Source organism: Paenibacillus sp. NPDC057934, assembly GCF_042887565.1.
In the GTDB taxonomy this organism is placed as follows: domain Bacteria; phylum Bacillota; class Bacilli; order Paenibacillales; family Paenibacillaceae; genus Paenibacillus_AQ.
The window spans coordinates 1-18,554 of record NZ_JBHVPB010000008.1; the positions used below are offsets into that span (position 1 = coordinate 1).

Consider the following 18,554-nt stretch of genomic DNA (forward strand, 5'->3'; position numbering starts at 1 on the left):
GACGAGAATTTACATTCTCATTTTGAATTCACTTTCGTGAATTCGATACTCACTCGTTGTTCAGTTTTCAAAGATCAAGCTGTTCTCGTTGTCCGTCTAATGTCTCAGCGACAACTTCTATAATATATCATGACTTCCGACATAATGCAACACTTTTTTTGAAAAGTTTTACGAAGCCGGTCATTCATATCATTCCGATCGACAAACAATTATTTCTGCTCGTGACCAGACATAAAATATACCATGTTACCTTACCATAATGCAAGCTTTATTATTCATCACTTTAGCAAATAGTCCATTCTCTTAAAGCGTCTTCAATATTCGACTAAATATCCGTATAACAACATAAGACAAAAACGTACAGATATTGTATCTGGCGATACAATATCTGTACGTAATGCTTTTCACCATTTGATTGAATTCATCTTAGTTAGAAATCCATGGATTTCTGCGCTTTTTGGTGCTGTCATTCCGACTGCTTTTACTTGAACGTTGTGATTTGCCCGAGAGTTTGCCTGATTTGCTCTGTCCCGATGTTTTGGCCTTGGAAGCTACTGCCGCTTTCTTACTTCCCTTCTGTTCAATAACTCTTTCGCTAGGAGCTTCTGTAGCAGTTGCTGCAACGGGCTGACTCTCCTGAATGAATACTTCAGGTTCTTGAATTTCCGGCACACGGCTGTGATGAGCATAGTCTCCAACCCCTGGATATTGCGGATTTGGAGGAATATTAGATAGTACGGGTCCTTCCCCTCCAAAAGCTCCCAGAGGCGCATTCGGAACTATACCCTGATTAGGAGAGAACGGTCCCCCTACCCCATAAGGCGAGACTACACCAGGATGATGTCCATGCGGCGGAAATGAATTATAGACTGGAGCCTCATAAGAGTATGGCTGATATGGATGAAAAGCTGGTTCCCCCCCGCATCCGCATGGCGGCCATGGCAGGCTCTGCGGGTACACACTATATTGAGGACTAACCGCACCAGGGAATTGATTATTGGGCTGTATTCCAGATACAAAACTATCATTAGGTGCAGCATTGACCGAATTGTGCCATGGAGATTGATTCTCCGCAACCGGTGAGACATTCGTATGCCATGGAGATTGATTCTCTGCAACTGGCGATACATTCGTATGCCATGGAGATTGATTCTCTGCAACTGGCGATACATTCGTGTTCCATGGAGATTGATTCTCTGCAATTGGCGATACATTCGTATGCCATGGAGATTGGTTCTCCGCAACTGGCGATACATTCGTATGCCATGGAGATTGATTCTCTGCAACTGGCGATACATTCGTGTTCCATGGAGACTGGTTCTCATAAGCAGGCGATACATTTGTGTGCCATGGAGACTGGTTCTCGGATACTGGGGAGACCCATTCCGGATAGTAGTAAAATGGAGGGCAATCTGGTGCGTACCATGGCTGTGCATATGACTGCTGTACATAATTAGTTTGCGGACTGAGGTTTTGATTCGGAGCAGTTGTTCCATGAAATGGACTAGTTTCTGTTAATCCAGGATATCCTGCATTGTGATCGCAAGGCGACTTCTTCTCCTCAAAAATAGGTGCCACCGGTTTGTATTCCGATTTAGGAGGTTCATGATGTGAAATGGCTTCTTGAGCAGGAACAGAAATTTGTACGAAGAGGCTTTGAGATTCGGTATGGATCGTTTCTTTAATCGGTACTGGCTCGTTGACATGCACTGGAGCTAGATTAGAATTAATATTCGTGGCTGGGCTAAGATTCGGATTCGGATTGGGGTTGAGGTTGGGTTTAGCAATTGGTACTGGAGCGGGAGCGGGAGTTGGAGTGGGTGCTGGAACGGGAACTGGGACGGATTCAGCCAGTGGTGCAACCGGTGGCGCAGGCTGTTCTTTAGGCCCGGTGTAGGTTTTTCCTCCAACTTGTGTCTTTTCGGACACGGCATTGGCGGCTGGTACCGGCGTAACGTTCTGATTTTCGATTGGAGCTACATTCCCATTAGGCAGCGGTGACACTGTCCCTTTCTTGGGGATATTGACCACTTCGCCAATCAGCAGGGCGTTAGGATTCTTCAACTGGGGATTGGCATCTACCACATCCTTCAGAGGAACCCCCCATGCTTTGGACAGTTTCCACAAGGTATCCCCTTGCTTTACGGTGTGCTTGTAGTAGAGATCACTATTACCGGGTACGGGTGAAGGACCTGAAGAGGGAATCTTCACTTTCTCACCGACCGACAGCACGTCGGGATTGCTGAGTTGCGGGTTAGCCTCGATTATTTTTTCCAGCGGCACTCCGTACTTTTGCGACAATGCATACAGCGTATCGCCTTGTTTGACAATGTGTATTTTCACGCAGCATTAACCTCCCTGAAAATTTTTGGAGTATTGCCTGCTTGCATAGTTATATGCGGTACAGCCGCCTCCTTCGTTACTACATCTTATGCAGCCCATGGGCGATTGACATCCCTGATGCAAAAAAAATCCTTTCATGCGTACATGAAAGAATTTCTGAGTTTGTACAGAAACTTCTATCATGGTGTACATGAAAGAAGTTCTGAGTTTATACAAAAGCTCCTATCATGATAAACATGATAGGAGCTTTTGTAATTAGATGTATTGTTATTCCCAAACCTTATAGCCGTCTTTATCAACGACGTTGCGGAATTCTTCCAGAAGCTTCAGCGTGATCGGACCTGCTTGGCCTTCACCGATGATGCGTCCGTCGATTTCACGTGCCGCGATAACCTCAGCAGCCGTACCTGTGAAGAACACTTCATCTGCGATATAAACATCGTGCATGGTAAATGGTTCTTCCTTCAGCTTGATGCCAAGCTTCTCACACAGCTCAATGATCGCAAGACGCGTGATACCTTCAAGGGCACCGAGATAACAAGGAGGCGTGTAAACCACACCATTTTTGATGATGAAAATGTTGTCGCCCGAACCTTCAGTTACGTAACCTTGGGCGTTCATCATGATAGCCTCATCGGCTTCGGACAGGTGCGACTGCAGCTTCACCAGAATGTTGTTCAGGTAGTTCAGTGATTTAATCTTCGGATTAAGGGCATCCGGGAGATTACGACGCTGGGATACCGAAACGGCACGAAGTCCATTCAAATAAGCCTGCTCCGAATAAATAGCCAGTTGTTCCACGATAATGATTACACTGGCTTTCGGACAACGACGCGGGTCGAGACCCAGATTACCTACACCACGGGAAACAATCAGACGGATGTAGCCGTTGCGCATATCATTGCGGCGAATGGTCTCCGCCATAGCTTCCTGCATCTCATCCAGAGTCAATGGAATTTCCAGCATGATCGACTTTGCCGAATCATACAGCCTGTCCAAATGTTCTTTAGACTTGAATATATTTCCGTTGTAAATACGGATACCTTCAAAAATACCGTCACCATACAAAAACCCGTGATCAAAAACGGATACCTTTGCATCTTCCTTTGTTACATATTGTCCATCCAAATAGATTACTTGTTCAGCCATTACTTACTGCACCTCCGCTTTCTCTTCCTCATAGGTGTATGTGGGGTATGAACCCAGAATCCGGACCTGACAGCCCAGGGCCTTGATTTCCTCAATAGCCGCAGGCAGCAGGACGGATTCTATCGGTTCGAGCACATCAATGTAAAAATAATAAGTACCCAGCTTCTTCTTCGTCGGCCTAGATTCAATACGTGACAAGTTTAGTCTCCGCCAAGCAAAGGCAGCCAGCACTTGATGCAGGGCACCCGGAAAATCCTCCGGAAGCGTGACAAGCACACTGGTCTTATTACCGCTGCTCACGCGGGGAAGTGTCACCTTCTCAGGGCCAACCAGAACAAAACGTGTGTAATTGTTATCGTGATCCGTAATCTTACGGTCGATAATTTCCAGGCCGTGCTTGGCAGCACCAAGTGCTGTACCAATGGCGGCCCAGCCTTTGCCGGGATTGTTCTTGACGATCTCGACAGCTTCAGAAGTACTTCCTGCTGGCTCAAGCTCTGCCAACGGCGCATTCTTACGAATATACTGACCGCACTGTGCGGTCGCTACAGGATGGGAAAGAATCTTCACCAGCCTGGAGTAATCCTTGTTACCACTTGCATCTGTGAATTCACCAGGATTGGCAATCAAATTTTGAATCGAAGGAAAAATCCATTCTGCCTGCATCGGCAAATCAACCTCATTGATCAACCAGTCGATATGCAGGCTCACAGAGCCTTCAATCGTATTCTCGATTGGAATTACGCTGTAATCCGTAATGCCATTCACCGTAGAAAGAAACACGTCGGAAATTAACTTATGATGCACAATGTTTACCGGCTCATCGCCGAACAAATACAGCAGCGCTTCATGGGATACCGAGCCCTGCGGCAGTACCGCTATTGATTTCATGACCGTACTTCTCCTTTTATCATATCCAAAAATGAATCACTTTGCATCCCAGTCCTCGGGAGCACCTCCGCTGTTACACCTTCAGCACAAGCAGGCAGCCAGCAAGTGCGAGCAGGAATGCCATGCTCCTGCATCGTTTCCTTCAGGAAAGCTTCCAGTTCAGCCTTTCGGCTCTCCCTGCCGTCCACGAATGCGAGCAGCGTTGGACCGGCACCACTGAGCGCAATACCGAGTGCTCCGTGCTGCGGCGCTTCGGCGAGCAGCTTCTCCATACCTGGCACCAGCGGCGCCCGGTACGGCTGGTGCAGCCGATCCTGCATCGCTTTGCCGATCATATCCAGTCTGCCGGAAGCCAGCGCCGCCGTCAACAAGGACGTGCGGCTGATGTTATAGACGGCATCGCGGACAGTCACCTCGGCTGGCAGAACGCCGCGTGCTTTGGTGGTTGCAAGCTCAAACTCGGGAATGACGACGAGCACTTCCAGGTTCTCTGGAGAGTCAAGCCGGATATAATTGGCTTGGACTCCGTCCCAGACGGCGGTGATGATGCCTCCGAACAGGGAGGCACCCACGTTGTCAGGATGCTTTTCCAGCGCGGTGGCCATATTGAAGAGCTTGGCGTTATCCAGTGGTGAGCCGATCATAGCGTTGGCTGCCGCCAGCGCGCCGACAATGGCAGATGCGCTGCTTCCCAAGCCCCGAGCCAACGGAATTTCCGAGTACATGGAGATGGACAGCTCAGGCATCGAGACACCCGCTTCTGCAAAGACCATCTGGGCCACTTGATACAACAGGTTGCTCTTATCCTGGGGCACCCCCTTCATCTCGTCGCCGTAAAGATGAAATATCGTCTCCGTTGCTTCCTCCATCTCAATCCAGGCATAGAGCGATAAAGCCATGCCCAAAGTATCAAAGCCCGGACCGAGATTAGCGGTGCTGGCCGGGACTTTAACCCGTGACCTTCCGTATTTACTCATAGCAGGTGTGATCTCCTTATCTTTTTTGCAGAATGGATTCTAGGTGGTTAGCCCTCTACACGATAATGACTCTTGACGCGGCGGATTACACTTAACTCTTCAAGATGACGCAGAACCTTATCCATACTTGCCTTGCTGGCATCATGGGTTACGATAATAATCTCCGCATTGGGGTTGTTAGGATTGGCCTGCTGTACAACCGAATCTAGACTGACATCATACTCTGCGAAGACCTGGGTAATCTTGGCCAGCACCCCTGCCTTGTCATCGACATGCAGCAGCAGGAAGTTTTTATAGAAGATATCTTCACTGTCCTTCAGCTTTTTCTGCTTGTAAGGCACGATCTGCTTGAGCCCATTTACACCTAATCTCAAGTTCTTGATCACCGCCACCAGATCGGCTACGACTGAGGTTGCAGTAGGCATTGCGCCAGCACCGGCACCGTAGAACATCGTCTCCCCAACAGCCTCGCCATACACATATACTGCGTTAAATACGCCGCCAACGGAGGCCAGCGGATGTCCGGAACGGATCATCGTCGGCTGGACACTGATGCTGAAAGCATCGTTGTCACATTCCGCAATACCAAGGAGCTTCATTTCATAGCCCAAACGCTTGGCAAAGGCAATATCCTCCTTGCTCACGCTAGAGATTCCTTTTACACTAACGTCACTGAGCTCAGCATTCGTACGGAAGCCCAGCGTGCCGAGAATTGCCATTTTCCGCGCGGCATCCAGCCCTTCCACGTCCGAGGTCGGATCAGACTCTGCATACCCAAGTTCCTGAGCTTCCTTCAGCACATCATCATAGGAGGCGCCTTCCTGACTCATTTTTGAAAGAATATAGTTGGTTGTACCGTTCACAATCCCCATAATCTTCATGATCTTGTCGGACGAGAACCCTTCAATAAGGGTACGGATAATCGGGATGCCTCCCGCCACACTAGCTTCATAAAATACATCGCACTGCTTCTCCTGCGCCTTAGCCAAGATCTCCGACCCGTGCAGCGCCATCAAATCTTTGTTAGCGGTAACGATATGCTTGCCACGGTCCAGTGCTTCAAGAAGATATTCTTTGGTTCCGGCAATGCCGCCCATCACCTCTACGATGACATCAATCTCTGGATCACGGATAACCTCCCACGGGTCTGTAGTGATTTTGGCGGGATCTATCTCCACATCACGGGGTTTATCGAGATCTTTCACAGCAATGCGTTCAATCAGAATAGGAGACCCGACCTGACTACTGAGGTCCTCCTGATTTCCAACCACGATACGGACAACGCCTGTACCGACTGTTCCCAGACCCAGCAAACCAACTTTAACCGGCTTCATCAATATCCTCCTTATAAGTATACGAAGCAATCGCTCCGAAAAAAATACCTGTAGTGTTTAGCCTTGCCCCACAATCAATGCCCGCTTCACACCTGAAATGTTCTTCAGACTATCAAGCATCTGCCCCAGCTCTTGGTTCAAATGGGAGATTTCCACGGAAATAACCACATTCGCCCGACCCTGCAGCGGAATACTTTGGTGAATGGTTAGCACATTCGCTCCATGTCCTGCCACACAGCCCAACACCTTGGACAGCATGCCGGATTCGTGTTCCAAATCCATGGAAATCGTGACAATACGCTCACGCTCCAACTGGTGAATTAAGTGAATGCCATCCTTGTATTTATAAAAAGCGCTCCGGCTTAAGCCCACCTGCTCCACACCCTCGTGTACAGTCTTGGCATCGCCGGCTTCAAGCAACTGTTTAACCTGCATCGTCTTGAGCACCGCATCGGGTAAAATGTCCTCACGGACTAAATAATAGCGTTCTTTCACGAACGTCCTCTCCTCAAAGACTTTTGTGTTTTAATAGTGGACATTATAATAGATTTTTGCCTGAAAAAGCAATAGTTTTTCGTCCATCTTTAAAATAGAGCCTCTGCCGTACCCGAAAATAAAACAAAGCCCCCGACAAAATCGGAGGCTTCGCACATACCGCAGCTCGCGCTATCAGCTGTATGTCAGGGTTGTTCCACAATAGTCGCAGGGCTTCGCCTGTCCTGGCTGCACGGTATTCTGCGCGCCGCAGCCCGGGCAGCGCATCGCCTTGGGCAGTTGCTGCGGACCTGGCTTTGGCTTCGGCTCGCTGGATGCGGACGTTCTCTCCGTAGAGCCGGAAGGAGCTGCTGCTTGCCCTGCTCTGGCAGTGCTAGTTGTTTCTTTTACCGCGCTGCCTTCCGCTCCTTGCCCTTCATAAAATGTCAGCCCGTTAGGGATAAGACCTTGCTCCTGCAAATACCGCAGATCTCTGCGCACATCACTTTCACTTTGCCCGGTAAACTGGGCCAGTGTACCGATGTAGCGCACCCCCTCGTCCAGAGACATCACTATGTACGAATGACAGAGCTGTGAAAACTTCAATTTGGCCTTGGATGCAGCATTACCTAGAAAGTAAGCAGGCATAAGGAAGAGGATCGCGATGAAGACAATAAAGAAAATTCCCATATTTAATTCATCTAAACCACCTGACAGTATCATAATCAAGGAAAGATCAACAAAGCCCCCAATCAGCGCATGACACAACAGATTATAGTTACTGGCTTTCTGCTGATTCTTATAATGTGTCAGCAGCATTCGAAGGATAGCAGCAACAAGACCTATGGGCATCAGAACATAGGATAACGCAATAATAAAACTGTCGATCCCCGTCCGGTTATAGCCCAGCAGATAGAACTCTCTTCCGCTTCCCGATGCGGGGGGATCTTGAATATTTAATTTAGCCATATAGCTTATTCCCCCTATTTGAGCGCCGCTAACTCACGGTTGCGGCGCTGAAGTGTGGCCTCAATGTCGCCTATGATGCCTTGCAGCTGCGCTTCCCAGTCTTTTCCCGGCTCGCCCGAGGACAGCAGAAGCTCCACCTGATCTCGCAGCAAAGCAATTTGCTGGCTCAGCATATCCTCTGTCGCGTACAAAGACGGTCTGGAAACCGGATCACTGTATGTAAATGCCTCTTCTATTCTGCCAATCCATTTCACGAGCGTCTCTCTTTCGGCATGCCTCCAGCTCCGGGCAGCCCGCTTGATGTCGGCCAGTTCCTTCCGCTGCCGGAACAGGCTGCGCGTGGATTGCCGCTCTTTATGCTCTTGTGTTCCAGCATTCCAGCCGTACAGCCCGATTAGGGCAAGGCAACCACCAGCAGCAGCGAGAATTAACAGTTGCACAGCTGCGTACCAAAAGGAGGGCAGACCCAGCAGCCTATCCAGAAAAACAGCCGAGATCACGACGGCCAACGCATAGGCGGCAATAATGAACGCGCCGCTAAGCAGGATTGGCGGCGTTCCGCTGACGCTGCCTGCGCTTTTTATCCAAAAGAGGGTATAACCAAAGACTACACTCTCTGCTATCAGCGCAGCGATCAACGTGATAACGAACCGTGGCACGTTCTCGGAGAAACCAAGCATAGTAAGGAATAGCACAGTAGCAACGACCACCGCAGCATAAATTACAGTGATGATGCCTGTATAAGGCCTTTTACGGTTCATGATATCCTCCTCTTATCCAGCCTTCGTGCCGCATTCCGCACAGAATTTCTGTCCGGGCTTCAGTTCATGACCACAGCCGCTACAATTGATAATTTGACTTTCTCCGCATTGCGGACAGAATTTAGACCCAGGAGATAGCTCGTGTCCACACTTACGACAGCCCAGCTTGCTTGAGGTTGCATCTGCGGGCGGAGTGGACAAATTCTGGCCGCAACTGCTGCAGAATAAGGATCCTGCTGTATTAACATTGCCGCATTTTGAGCAAGATTTAGTTCCGTTCCCGGAGTGAACACCCGCGTCAAATCCAATTCCCCGAGTCATCTGATTGATCATCTCAGCGGCTGGACCAGCAAAGCCCATTCCCATGCCAAGCCCCATTCCAGCGTTCATCATACCCCCTCCAATGTTGCTCCCCGGGTTGCCGGCAGCCTCTTCCATCGAATTAAAGCTACGTTCCTGCTGATACGTATAGCCGATAATGTCCATCTCTGCTTTTTTGGCGAGTGCTTCCTTCAGACGCACTGTTGCCGGATCATTGTCCGGAATATTAATAGAGTCTATAAAGAAATTGTTCAGTTCAATGCCAGAGTCCATAAAGGTCGGCGCCAGACGATCCTGGATGTGTTTGGACATTTCAGCTACATAGGCATTAATCTCCAGAATACTGATTTTTTTGTGCACCAGATAGGAAGAGATTAACTCATTGATGTTGGCCATGAGAAGTCCCCGGAAATAGGTAAGCAGCGTGTCCTGGTCGAACTGTGGCAGTGTGCCTACAAGCTTGAGCAGAAATTTGCGCGGATCTTCAATCTTCACCCCAAATTGCCCAAAAGAACGAACCGAGGTAATGATCTTATATTTAGGATCCTGAAGTTGCAGCGGCGAACTCGTTCCCCATTTGACATTCATAGCGTTCATTTTGTTTATGAACCATACCTCAGCTGTGAAGGGAGATTTACCGCCAAACGGCAGGTTCACAAGATTGGACAACACCGGAATATTCGCTGTGCTGAGCGTATGTCTGCCTGCTGTAAAGGAATCCAGCGCCTGGCCGCCCTTGAACAAGATAGCCTCTTGCGACTCATTAACAATAAGCTGTGTCCATGTGCCAAGCTCCTGATTGGGATATTTCCAGGCAAAGACGCCGGGAGGACCATCATATTTCACCACTTCAATTATTGCCATCTGCGTATCCCTCTTTCATATTCATGGATATGTAGGTATATATCGGCCGTTCCGCAATACCTCTGAATAAGACTCCAATTGGAAATAAGTGCTTTTCCGTTCTTTATTGTATACGATAAATTCATGGTTTTGGTGGCTTTTTGTGAAAATAAATTGAGCATCATGTAGAAACGGCTTTGCCTTCCTCTAAGGGACGGTATCCGTTTCAGCGAGAAATCTAAGGATGATGGTATAAGCGTAAAACATATAATCCTTATATTAAAAAAAGCGCCTACTCCATCTGCCTCATACAAGGCCAGACGAAGTAGGCGCTCTAGACAGCTCTGCTGCTTAGTAGTAGCTGCTGTTCTCCACAAACTCAAACTCAAAATCGGCAATTCGAACAATCGTGCCTTCCACAGCTCCGCGTCTACGCAGTTCTGCATCCACACCCATATGACGCAAGGTCCGGGCCAGCTTCAGAATGGCATCATGGGTATTCAGCTGCATCCGCTTGAGCATCCGCTCAATACGTGGACTGGTGACGACGTAAGTATCGTTATCACGGGTAATCGTGAAGGTATTGTCATCCTCAGCTTCCAGCTTGTATACTTTGCGTTCGGTAGTCTCAGCGACCTCTTCCACCACCGGAGCAACCGGGATGCTATCGAGAATGTCGGTAGCCCGGTACAGCAGCTCCTGCACACCTTCGCGCGTCAGTGAGGAAATCGGCATGATCTCAATATCCGGACGCACTTGGGCCACTTGCTCACGGAAGGAGATCAGATGCTCAGCGGATTCAGGCATATCCATCTTGTTGGCCGCAACAATCTGCGGACGTTCCGCAAGATTCGCATTGTATTGTCTGAGCTCATCATTAATCTTCACCCAGTCCTCGAATGGATCGCGCCCCTCCGAGCCGGACATATCCACGACATGAATAATGATGCGGGTCCGCTCCACATGGCGCAAGAACTCATGGCCAAGGCCAATCCCTTCATGTGCACCTTCGATCAGTCCAGGCAGATCCGCCATAACGAAGCTGCGTCCGTCACCAACATCTACCACGCCAAGATTCGGAGTAATGGTTGTAAAATGATACGCGCCGATCTTCGGCTTGGCAGCAGATACCACTGATAGCAACGTGGATTTCCCTACACTCGGAAATCCGACTAGCCCTACATCTGCCATGACTTTCAGTTCCATGACTACATAGCGCTCCTGACCTTCCTCGCCATTCTCTGCGAGCTCCGGCGCCGTATTGGCTGCTGTTGCAAAACGAGTGTTGCCTCGGCCGCCTCGGCCGCCTCGCGCCACAACCACTTGCTGCCCATGACGAGTCATATCGGCGATCACTTCATTGGTATCATCATCAATCAGGATCGTTCCCGGAGGGATACGTACGATCATATGATCAGCATTGGCACCATGCTGGCTCTTATTGCGTCCTTTGATCCCACGGTCAGCTTTAAAGTGACGCTGGTACCGGAAATCCATGAGTGTACGCAAGCCTTCATCCACACGGAAGATAACGTCGCCACCTCGGCCACCGTCACCACCAGCTGGACCACCTTCTGGCACATATTTCTCGCGGCGGAAAGCCACGAGACCGTCACCACCGTCTCCGCCTTTTACATAAATCTTAGCTTTATCTACGAACATTCACGTTCACCTTCCTCACATCTCAAACGGCAGACGCAGCTCTACATAAGCCTTGCCGGGCTTGAACTGTTCCGCTCTCATAATTTTGCCTTGTACTATATTATCAATTTGCACCCTGAGCAGTTCGGGATTGCCATGCCCTCCCTCACTTTCAAAGGAGATAAGAATGTCTCCGCCATCCTGTCTAAAGCCTAGCTCGAGTCTCCTGGAGTCCCCTTGTGCGGCAAGCCCACTGTATTGGTAAGCCCTTATGGTCTGCATTACAATCGAAGTTAGTTCTTCCCCCGTCTCCGGTGTCAACTTGTCCACTAGCTGCAAGCCTTCCTCCACCCGAATCACGAGATCCAGGCTACTCCTATAAGTTCGGAATGACTGCAGATAAAAGACCAGCGAAGGAATTCCCAGCTTGGCGATCCGACTATCGAGCGCAATGCCTTCTTTTATTCTTTCCACACATTGCACTGATTTATCAGGTTTGCCGAGTTGGATATATCCGTAAAGAACTTGCAATTCATTCATCCAGTCATGACGATGATGGCCTAGTGTGCGGATTGCAGCCTCTTGCATTCTCTGCTCCTGTAAATGCAGCTCCCTTTCATAATGGCGCCGGGTCTGGCTCCACGTGAAAGCAAGTACAGCCGCTACCCAAATACCGAGCAGCAAGCATGTGAAAAGGGACGTCCGCCAATACACGAGACCTAAAGGAAGTGCTGCGGAACTCATGACTGCCCAGATTACACGTTTCCAGGATTTCATTCTTATTCCCCGTCCCTCAGTTCGCAAAATTCATGACCCCGTTAGAAAATCTACACATCTTTTTACCATTTTCCAGTATAACACAGCCATTCCCGGAAGATCATTAGCTTCCGACGCAAAATTCACGAAACCCACAGAAATCTTTAAATCTAATCCAAGAAAATATGCAAATCTAATTTATCAAAAAAGCCTCCGGCACTCATGCCGGAGGCTTCACTGTCTTTATGGTTCTGTAAGCTTACGCTTCCAGTGCCGCTGCTACCGGAGCGACATCAACTGGGTACACGCTCACTTTTTTGCGATCGCGGCCCCAACGTTCGAACTTCACTACGCCGTCCACCAAAGCGAACAAAGTATCATCTTTACCGATACCTACGTTCGTACCTGGGTGAATTTTGGTTCCGCGTTGACGAACCAGAATGTTACCGCCGGTAACTGCTTGACCGTCAGCACGTTTCACGCCAAGACGCTTGGAATGGGAGTCACGTCCGTTCTTTGTGGAACCTACACCCTTTTTCGATGCGAAAAACTGAAGATCCAATTTCAACATGTTGGTCAACCTCCTTCTTTAAATGATGACTTGCTGTATTTTTATATACTTCCCGTATGAATCAGCGATAGTACTGAGCATTACAACCATAGATTCCAAAAGCAGTTGAATCTTGGCCGATACTTCAGGATCATCCACTGGAACCAGAGTTCCACTTAGAAAACCGTCGTCCATTGAAGTATTCAGAACAACTCCGGTCAGCTTTTCAATCGAATTTACCGTTCCAAAGGTAACTGTGGAAACACCGGCACATACGATATCCCAGCCTTTCTTTGCAAATTCTGCATGCCCTTTTACAGTAAAACCGACAATCGTACCTTGAGCAGAAACCCTTGTAATCCGCACGTTAATCATAAACGCACCTTCTTACGCTTGGATCTTCTCAATCGTTACTTTCGTGTACGGTTGACGATGACCTTGCTTCTTGTGGTAGTTCTTTTTAGGTTTGTATTTGTAAACTACAACCTTTTGGCCTTTGCCGTGTTTCTCAACCTTAGCTGTTACAGTAGCGCCGCTCAGAAGCGGAGTTCCTGCAGTCAAACCGCCTTCAGTGGAAACAGCCAATACACGGTCAAACGTTACGCTTGCACCGTCTTCAGCGTTCAGCTTCTCAATGAACAATACATCGCCCTCTTGGACTTTGTATTGCTTACCGCCAGTTTCGATAATTGCATACATTGTAATTGCACCTCCTCATGTCTCAGACTCGCCTAGTCTAGGTGGCAAATTCCCTAAAGGAAACCGCGCTTGCATACCCGATCGGAGCGGTTACAGCATGTGCAGGGCCAGATAACCAAACACATACTTGAAGATATTATCATAGATATTGCCTACAGTCAATGCTGCAACTCAGATTGAATATAATCAGCGTGATTTTCTGTCACTAATCCTAATTTCTTCGCTATTCATCCTGATACCCTCTTATTATTACTATCTTCCGCCATTAAGCCCAATTTTATGCTTTTAATCCTGATTTCCTGCTATATAGAAGACGTTACAAACAAAACTGAAGGAGAGAACAACCCTCCCAGGCTCCGAAGTGTAAATAACGGCATTTTTGTACCTTAAATGTGGTGCAATGGCTGGTTTGCCTAGATTAAGGGCAATTTTGTATGTTAAATATTCCAAAATGAAGAATTTTCAGCAGATCGGCATGAAATAAGATACAATAATAACCTTATTTGGATATTTACCCCGGAAAGAAGAAATATAAGGTACAAAAATGCCGTTAATTGGGATGCAGCGGAAATGAATGCTGCGTGAGACACCACACTGAGGTGATATTGCCTACAGCGTCGTCATTGACTGTTTTATGGAATTCAAGACATGCAGCCGCAAGACCCAGTTTCACCGGAGAGACGCTGGATTTTATATTTGAATATTAAATTCAACTTATAAAAAGGTACAGCAAGTAGACTTATAACATATGAACTAAACCTACAGCTTTAATCCTACAACATATGGACTTCAACATATAAACCTAAAGCACATAATCCTAAAGCTTATAAACCTACAGCATTTAAACCCACAGCATCTAAACCAATCCCTACAGCCAAGCTCCTACTCATGCCAGTTGCCAGACTTCCCGGTGCCTCCGCAGCATGGGCAGATGGCTGGCACAAACCCGGTGGAATCATGTCTCGCTTTTTTCCGAGTCATCTCCAGTAGTCCAAGTCTTGTCCAGCCCAGAATGTGCGTCTTCGTCCGATCTTTGCTGATTACGCGTTCCAAACAGTCAGTCACCATTCTCCGGTGTGCCTCCTGCTCCATATCAATGAAATCAATAATGATGATTCCACCAGTATCCCGCAAACGGATCAAACGTCCAATTTCCTCTGCTGCGAGCAGGTTCGTGCGGGTCACTGTCTCCTCCAGCGATGCCCCACCCGTATACTGAGCGGTATTGACATCAATCACGGTGAGCGCCTCGGCCTCATCCCAGATGAGCGTAGCACCGCCCTCCAGCATGATTTTTCGCGCAAATCCCCTATGTAACTGCTCTTGCACGCCATAGGCGGTGAAAATCGACTCCTTACCATTATACAATCCTACAGGTTTGTACCCTCCAGGTGCCATATCGCCAAGGAAGACCTCTGCTTCTTTAGCTGCCTTGGCGGAATCCAGCACCAGTTCGTCACGCTCTGGGTTAAACGCGTCCCTGATAAATCGCTGCACAATGCTGAGGTCAGAGTGAAGCAGTGCCGGTACTTCCGATGAAAGCGCACGCCGTGAGATATGATCCCACTGCGAACGCAAGAAAGCAAGATCACCTTCTACGGCTTCCTGGGGCTGATCTTCGGAAACAGTCCGCATGATGATGCCCTCTTCTTCCCTGCGCAGACGCTCACCGATGCCCTTTAACCGGTTCCGCTCCGATTCGCGATTGATCTTCTTCGATACGCCGACGTATTCGGCAAAAGGCATAAAGACAATCCAGCGGCCTGGCAGCGTATAATGTGTGGTCACACGGGCACCCTTGCCGCCCCGGGGTTCTTTTCTAACCTGAACCACAATATCTTGTCCAGGTTGAAGTAGCGTCTCAATAGAGGGCTTCACCGCCGGTTGCTTCTCCAAATGGGGATGCAAAACATCGTCAACATATAAAAATGCATTCTTCTTCTGTCCGATATCAACAAAAGCAGCCTGCATACCTGGTAGTACATTAATGACTCTGGCCTTGTAATAGCTACCGACCAGCCCTTGCTGCTGATCACGTTCCGCAGCATACTCTACCAGCTTCCCGTTCTCCAGAAGGGCCATCCGGGTCATATGCTGCGTACAGTGAACGATCATCTGTTTCATGGCTTCACCTCTGGTTCAATCAATCTTTCATATTCACTTTCAAATCCGGCTAAGCTTATATTCTACATTCCGAAGTAGGAAGAGATCAAACGCTGTTCCGGTACTACGGCGACCACGTCGCCTTCACGATTCAGCACATATACCAAATGGTATTGGTTACGTTTAAATAGACGCAATATTGCATCCAAAGGTTTCGCAGCCTTGGCAACAATCGGCGAGGCCACCGTTCCCGTTAGAAGATGCCGCTCGTATACCGCTTCACGATTCATTAAAAAAGCCATGAAGACATAGGGCATATTGCGTTGATCAGTAACGTTGGAATAAAGCAGAAAAGCGCCAATCATGAGTACGTTCAGCCGCAAGCCTCCACCCGCTCCAAGCGGCAGCAGTGCATAGACCACAACCAGGACACTGGCAGCTATACTTAATCGTCCGCACCATAACAAAGTGAAATAATAGGGACATATAACGCTCGTTGCTGCTCGGAGCACCTTCCCCCCATCAAGAGGCAGAATCGGCAGTAGATTGAAAAGTGCGATGATGGCATTAGCCTCAATAAAATAATTCAAGAACGCCTCGTTCCCCAGACCCAGGCTGCCAATAAGCCAAGCGAACAACATCAAGATGCCATTCTGGAGCGGACCGGCCAATGCGATCGCAATCTCCTTGCCTGCGGTCAGCCTTCCATGATCTTCGATGACGGCAACGCCGCCAAAGGGAAGAAGCTGAACAGACTTGACGGTTACTCCAGCAAGAAGCGCTGCACAGACATGTCCCAATTCGTGAATCAGCACGATGGTGAATAAGGTGAGCAGTTCGAGAAACTGTCCGGTAAGGACGGAAAAAAGCATGATCAGTACAAACAGCGGATGCAGCGACAGTTCGATGCCTTTGATCCTAATCAAAGGTGATCACTTCGGATGGATCAATGTAGGTCTTGTCCTTCATCATGGCAAAAAAGAACATGGTCTCCGGCGTCGTTCCTGAATCCACAATCCAACCGACCGCATCGCCGCTCTGCACCCAATCGTCGGCCTTGAGCCTGGTTCCACTCAAATGACCATATTCGGCAGTGACATTCCCCGTATGCCGTAGCGTTACGCGGATTCCGCCTTGCGCTTCTCGAGAGACGGACAGCACTCGCCCCATATCTACACTCTTCACCGTCACACTGCCGCTTGAATCTTCTTCAGGCATAATTTCCACACCTTTCAATGTGGTGGCAAAGGGCTGCACAATACTCCCCGTCAGGGGTGCACTCCACTCATGAAGGGCTGAAACCTTCTCCGCCGATTGCTCTTTATCTCCGAAGATAGGGATGAACGCCGGCGCACCATCAAAATGCTCTTCATACCACACTCTGACCGCTGCAAAATCCATGTCATGGCTCAGCGCATCAACAATAAAGACCTGTGTCTTGTGTGCCCAGGGCTGCTGAATCGCAAATATTCCCCATACGGCCCCGAAGACAAGAATACTGGCGACTGTTCGGCGCAGAAATCCCGTGAAAAATCGTGGCTTCTCGCCCTCCCCATCGTCTTCCCAGTTATTACGGCGCTGCTTCCAGAGTAGCTCCGGATCGGGTTCTGGGTCTAAACCGTTGTCCTTCTTCGGTTCCTGATTCCATTCCTTGAAGGTTGTATTGTGTTCAGGTAAGACATACAGCGGCGGGAGCGGCGATTCTTTGGAGGTGTCCTCCAGCAAAAGGCGGATGCGCTCCTTGCGGCGATTCTTGATATCTGATTTCTGGTCCATATCGATCCCTCCGGCGGGCTTGTTTACTTCCATTTTATGAAGCCAGGAAGTCTCTTTAGAACAAGCCTCCGATAGACCGGAGTGTGAAATGGCATAAAAATGGGGCCCCCGCACAATTTCTAAGCGGTGGGTCCCCGTATTTCGGCAGTCCTATGAACAACGCCTTGTTTAGCTTAATCCGAAAAATTTCTTGAACTTCTTAAAAGTATCCGGCTTCCGGTCCAACTGCATTAGCGGCACGGCATCACCAAGAATACGACGAGCAATATTGCGATAAGCAATAGCAGCCGCAGAATCAGGATTCATAACGGTAGGCTCGCCGCTGTTCGCGGCTTTGATTACCATTTCATCATCCGGTACAATCCCAATCAGATCGATGTTCAGCACTTGCAATATATCTTCAATATCCAGCATATCGCCCGATTTGATCAGACCAGGCCGGATACGGTTCACTACCAGCTTCGGCGACTCCACATTGGATTGTTCCAGCAGCCCGATAATCCGATCCGCGTCCCGTACAGCGGCATGCTCCGGCGTGGTAACCACGATAGACTTGTCCGCACCGGCAATCGCATTGCGGAAGCCGTGCTCAATACCGGCCGGGCAATCGATCAGGACATATTCATACTCCTTCTTCAGTTCCAGGATAATGTCCCGTACCTGCTCCGGAGTCACAGAGGTCTTGTCCTTCGTCTGGGCGGCGGGCAGCATGTACAGCTCATCAAAGCGCTTGTCCTTGACCAGCGCCTGATTCAGACGACAGCGGCCTTCGGCCACATCCACGAGATCATAGATAATCCGATTCTCCAGCCCCATTACAACATCCAAATTACGCAGTCCGATATCCGTATCGACCAGACATACTTTTTTGCCCTGCAACGCAAGTGCGGTACCAATATTGGCTGTTGTGGTTGTTTTGCCAACTCCGCCTTTGCCCGAGGTTATGACAATCGCTTCTCCCATGGAG

At 48.9% G+C, this 18,554-nt stretch carries 18 protein-coding genes and 1 other annotated feature; all 18 genes read right to left on the reverse strand.

The genetic code is table 11. The annotated features are described in order from the left end of the window. Positions 1-426: 426 nt before the first annotated feature. Positions 427-2,343: a LysM peptidoglycan-binding domain-containing protein gene (locus ACFVRY_RS18745; protein ID WP_387501803.1), complete on the reverse strand. Its 1,917-nt coding sequence runs from the start codon at positions 2,341-2,343 to the stop codon at positions 427-429. A 267-nt stretch (positions 2,344-2,610) separates the two neighbouring features. After that, positions 2,611-3,492: a branched-chain-amino-acid transaminase gene (gene ilvE, locus ACFVRY_RS18750; protein ID WP_387501805.1), complete on the reverse strand. Its 882-nt coding sequence runs from the start codon at positions 3,490-3,492 to the stop codon at positions 2,611-2,613. A 3-nt stretch (positions 3,493-3,495) separates the two neighbouring features. Continuing rightward, positions 3,496-4,383, reverse strand: a complete 888-nt coding sequence (pheA, locus tag ACFVRY_RS18755) for a prephenate dehydratase (protein ID WP_387501806.1) — start codon at positions 4,381-4,383, stop codon at positions 3,496-3,498. After that, a complete protein-coding gene (gene thrB, locus ACFVRY_RS18760) occupies positions 4,380-5,360 on the reverse strand; it encodes a homoserine kinase (RefSeq protein ID WP_387501807.1) in 981 nt (326 codons plus the stop codon). Before thrB ends, pheA begins: the two co-directional genes overlap by 4 nt. A 47-nt stretch (positions 5,361-5,407) precedes the next feature. After that, positions 5,408-6,694 (reverse strand): homoserine dehydrogenase, encoded by a 1,287-nt coding sequence (locus ACFVRY_RS18765; protein ID WP_387501808.1) that lies wholly within the window; start codon positions 6,692-6,694, stop codon positions 5,408-5,410. Between the two features lie 57 nt (positions 6,695-6,751). Continuing rightward, complete coding sequence (locus ACFVRY_RS18770) at positions 6,752-7,189, reverse strand: ACT domain-containing protein (RefSeq protein WP_387501809.1); 438 nt, start codon at positions 7,187-7,189, stop codon at positions 6,752-6,754. Between the two features lie 174 nt (positions 7,190-7,363). Further along, positions 7,364-8,137, reverse strand: coding sequence for a hypothetical protein (locus tag ACFVRY_RS18775; RefSeq protein ID WP_387501811.1), 774 nt, complete (start codon positions 8,135-8,137; stop codon positions 7,364-7,366). Positions 8,138-8,151: 14 nt separating this feature from the next. Continuing rightward, entirely contained in the window at positions 8,152-8,898 is a 747-nt protein-coding gene (locus ACFVRY_RS18780; RefSeq protein WP_387501813.1) for a hypothetical protein, read from the reverse strand. A 12-nt stretch (positions 8,899-8,910) separates the two neighbouring features. Further along, positions 8,911-10,083: an SPFH domain-containing protein gene (locus ACFVRY_RS18785; protein WP_387501815.1), complete on the reverse strand. Its 1,173-nt coding sequence runs from the start codon at positions 10,081-10,083 to the stop codon at positions 8,911-8,913. A 330-nt stretch (positions 10,084-10,413) separates the two neighbouring features. After that, positions 10,414-11,724: a GTPase ObgE gene (obgE, locus tag ACFVRY_RS18790; RefSeq protein ID WP_387501816.1), complete on the reverse strand. Its 1,311-nt coding sequence runs from the start codon at positions 11,722-11,724 to the stop codon at positions 10,414-10,416. A gap of 15 nt (positions 11,725-11,739) precedes the next feature. After that, on the reverse strand, positions 11,740-12,480 hold the full coding sequence (locus tag ACFVRY_RS18795; RefSeq protein ID WP_387501817.1) for a Spo0B domain-containing protein: 741 nt from the start codon (positions 12,478-12,480) through the stop codon (positions 11,740-11,742). A gap of 238 nt (positions 12,481-12,718) precedes the next feature. Continuing rightward, on the reverse strand, positions 12,719-13,030 hold the full coding sequence (gene rpmA / locus ACFVRY_RS18800; RefSeq protein ID WP_019908993.1) for a 50S ribosomal protein L27: 312 nt from the start codon (positions 13,028-13,030) through the stop codon (positions 12,719-12,721). Between the two features lie 18 nt (positions 13,031-13,048). Further along, positions 13,049-13,384 carry a ribosomal-processing cysteine protease Prp gene (locus ACFVRY_RS18805; RefSeq protein ID WP_387501819.1) on the reverse strand — a complete coding sequence of 112 codons (336 nt, stop codon included), beginning with the start codon at positions 13,382-13,384 and terminating at the stop codon, positions 13,049-13,051. A 12-nt stretch (positions 13,385-13,396) separates the two neighbouring features. Continuing rightward, positions 13,397-13,708 (reverse strand): 50S ribosomal protein L21, encoded by a 312-nt coding sequence (gene rplU, locus ACFVRY_RS18810; RefSeq protein WP_066376967.1) that lies wholly within the window; start codon positions 13,706-13,708, stop codon positions 13,397-13,399. 14 nt (positions 13,709-13,722) lie between these two features. After that, positions 13,723-13,810: a sequence feature (ribosomal protein L21 leader region), on the reverse strand. Between the two features lie 780 nt (positions 13,811-14,590). Then, positions 14,591-15,832 carry an Rne/Rng family ribonuclease gene (locus ACFVRY_RS18815; protein ID WP_387501820.1) on the reverse strand — a complete coding sequence of 414 codons (1,242 nt, stop codon included), beginning with the start codon at positions 15,830-15,832 and terminating at the stop codon, positions 14,591-14,593. A gap of 62 nt (positions 15,833-15,894) precedes the next feature. After that, positions 15,895-16,737 carry a M50 family metallopeptidase gene (locus ACFVRY_RS18820; RefSeq protein WP_387501821.1) on the reverse strand — a complete coding sequence of 281 codons (843 nt, stop codon included), beginning with the start codon at positions 16,735-16,737 and terminating at the stop codon, positions 15,895-15,897. After that, on the reverse strand, positions 16,730-17,587 hold the full coding sequence (locus ACFVRY_RS18825) for a peptidoglycan DD-metalloendopeptidase family protein (RefSeq protein WP_387501822.1): 858 nt from the start codon (positions 17,585-17,587) through the stop codon (positions 16,730-16,732). Before ACFVRY_RS18825 ends, ACFVRY_RS18820 begins: the two co-directional genes overlap by 8 nt. Before the next feature lie 168 nt (positions 17,588-17,755). Next, a complete protein-coding gene (gene minD / locus ACFVRY_RS18830; protein ID WP_387501823.1) occupies positions 17,756-18,550 on the reverse strand; it encodes a septum site-determining protein MinD in 795 nt (264 codons plus the stop codon). Between the last annotated feature and the right edge of the window lie 4 nt (positions 18,551-18,554).

Coding starts and splice junctions, on each gene's coding strand:
- ACFVRY_RS18805 (WP_387501819.1), bottom strand. CDS start 13,384: ATGATTAACGTGCGGATTACAAGGGTTTCTGCTCAAGGTACGATTGTC.
- ACFVRY_RS18815 (WP_387501820.1), bottom strand. CDS start 15,832: ATGAAACAGATGATCGTTCACTGTACGCAGCATATGACCCGGATGGCC.
- thrB (WP_387501807.1), bottom strand. CDS start 5,360: ATGAGTAAATACGGAAGGTCACGGGTTAAAGTCCCGGCCAGCACCGCT.
- minD (WP_387501823.1), bottom strand. CDS start 18,550: ATGGGAGAAGCGATTGTCATAACCTCGGGCAAAGGCGGAGTTGGCAAA.
- obgE (WP_387501816.1), bottom strand. CDS start 11,724: ATGTTCGTAGATAAAGCTAAGATTTATGTAAAAGGCGGAGACGGTGGT.
- ACFVRY_RS18825 (WP_387501822.1), bottom strand. CDS start 17,587: ATGGACCAGAAATCAGATATCAAGAATCGCCGCAAGGAGCGCATCCGC.
- pheA (WP_387501806.1), bottom strand. CDS start 4,383: ATGAAATCAATAGCGGTACTGCCGCAGGGCTCGGTATCCCATGAAGCG.
- ACFVRY_RS18765 (WP_387501808.1), bottom strand. CDS start 6,694: ATGAAGCCGGTTAAAGTTGGTTTGCTGGGTCTGGGAACAGTCGGTACA.
- ACFVRY_RS18775 (WP_387501811.1), bottom strand. CDS start 8,137: ATGGCTAAATTAAATATTCAAGATCCCCCCGCATCGGGAAGCGGAAGA.
- rpmA (WP_019908993.1), bottom strand. CDS start 13,030: ATGTTGAAATTGGATCTTCAGTTTTTCGCATCGAAAAAGGGTGTAGGT.
- ilvE (WP_387501805.1), bottom strand. CDS start 3,492: ATGGCTGAACAAGTAATCTATTTGGATGGACAATATGTAACAAAGGAA.
- ACFVRY_RS18795 (WP_387501817.1), bottom strand. CDS start 12,480: ATGAAATCCTGGAAACGTGTAATCTGGGCAGTCATGAGTTCCGCAGCA.
- ACFVRY_RS18780 (WP_387501813.1), bottom strand. CDS start 8,898: ATGAACCGTAAAAGGCCTTATACAGGCATCATCACTGTAATTTATGCT.
- rplU (WP_066376967.1), bottom strand. CDS start 13,708: ATGTATGCAATTATCGAAACTGGCGGTAAGCAATACAAAGTCCAAGAG.
- ACFVRY_RS18785 (WP_387501815.1), bottom strand. CDS start 10,083: ATGGCAATAATTGAAGTGGTGAAATATGATGGTCCTCCCGGCGTCTTT.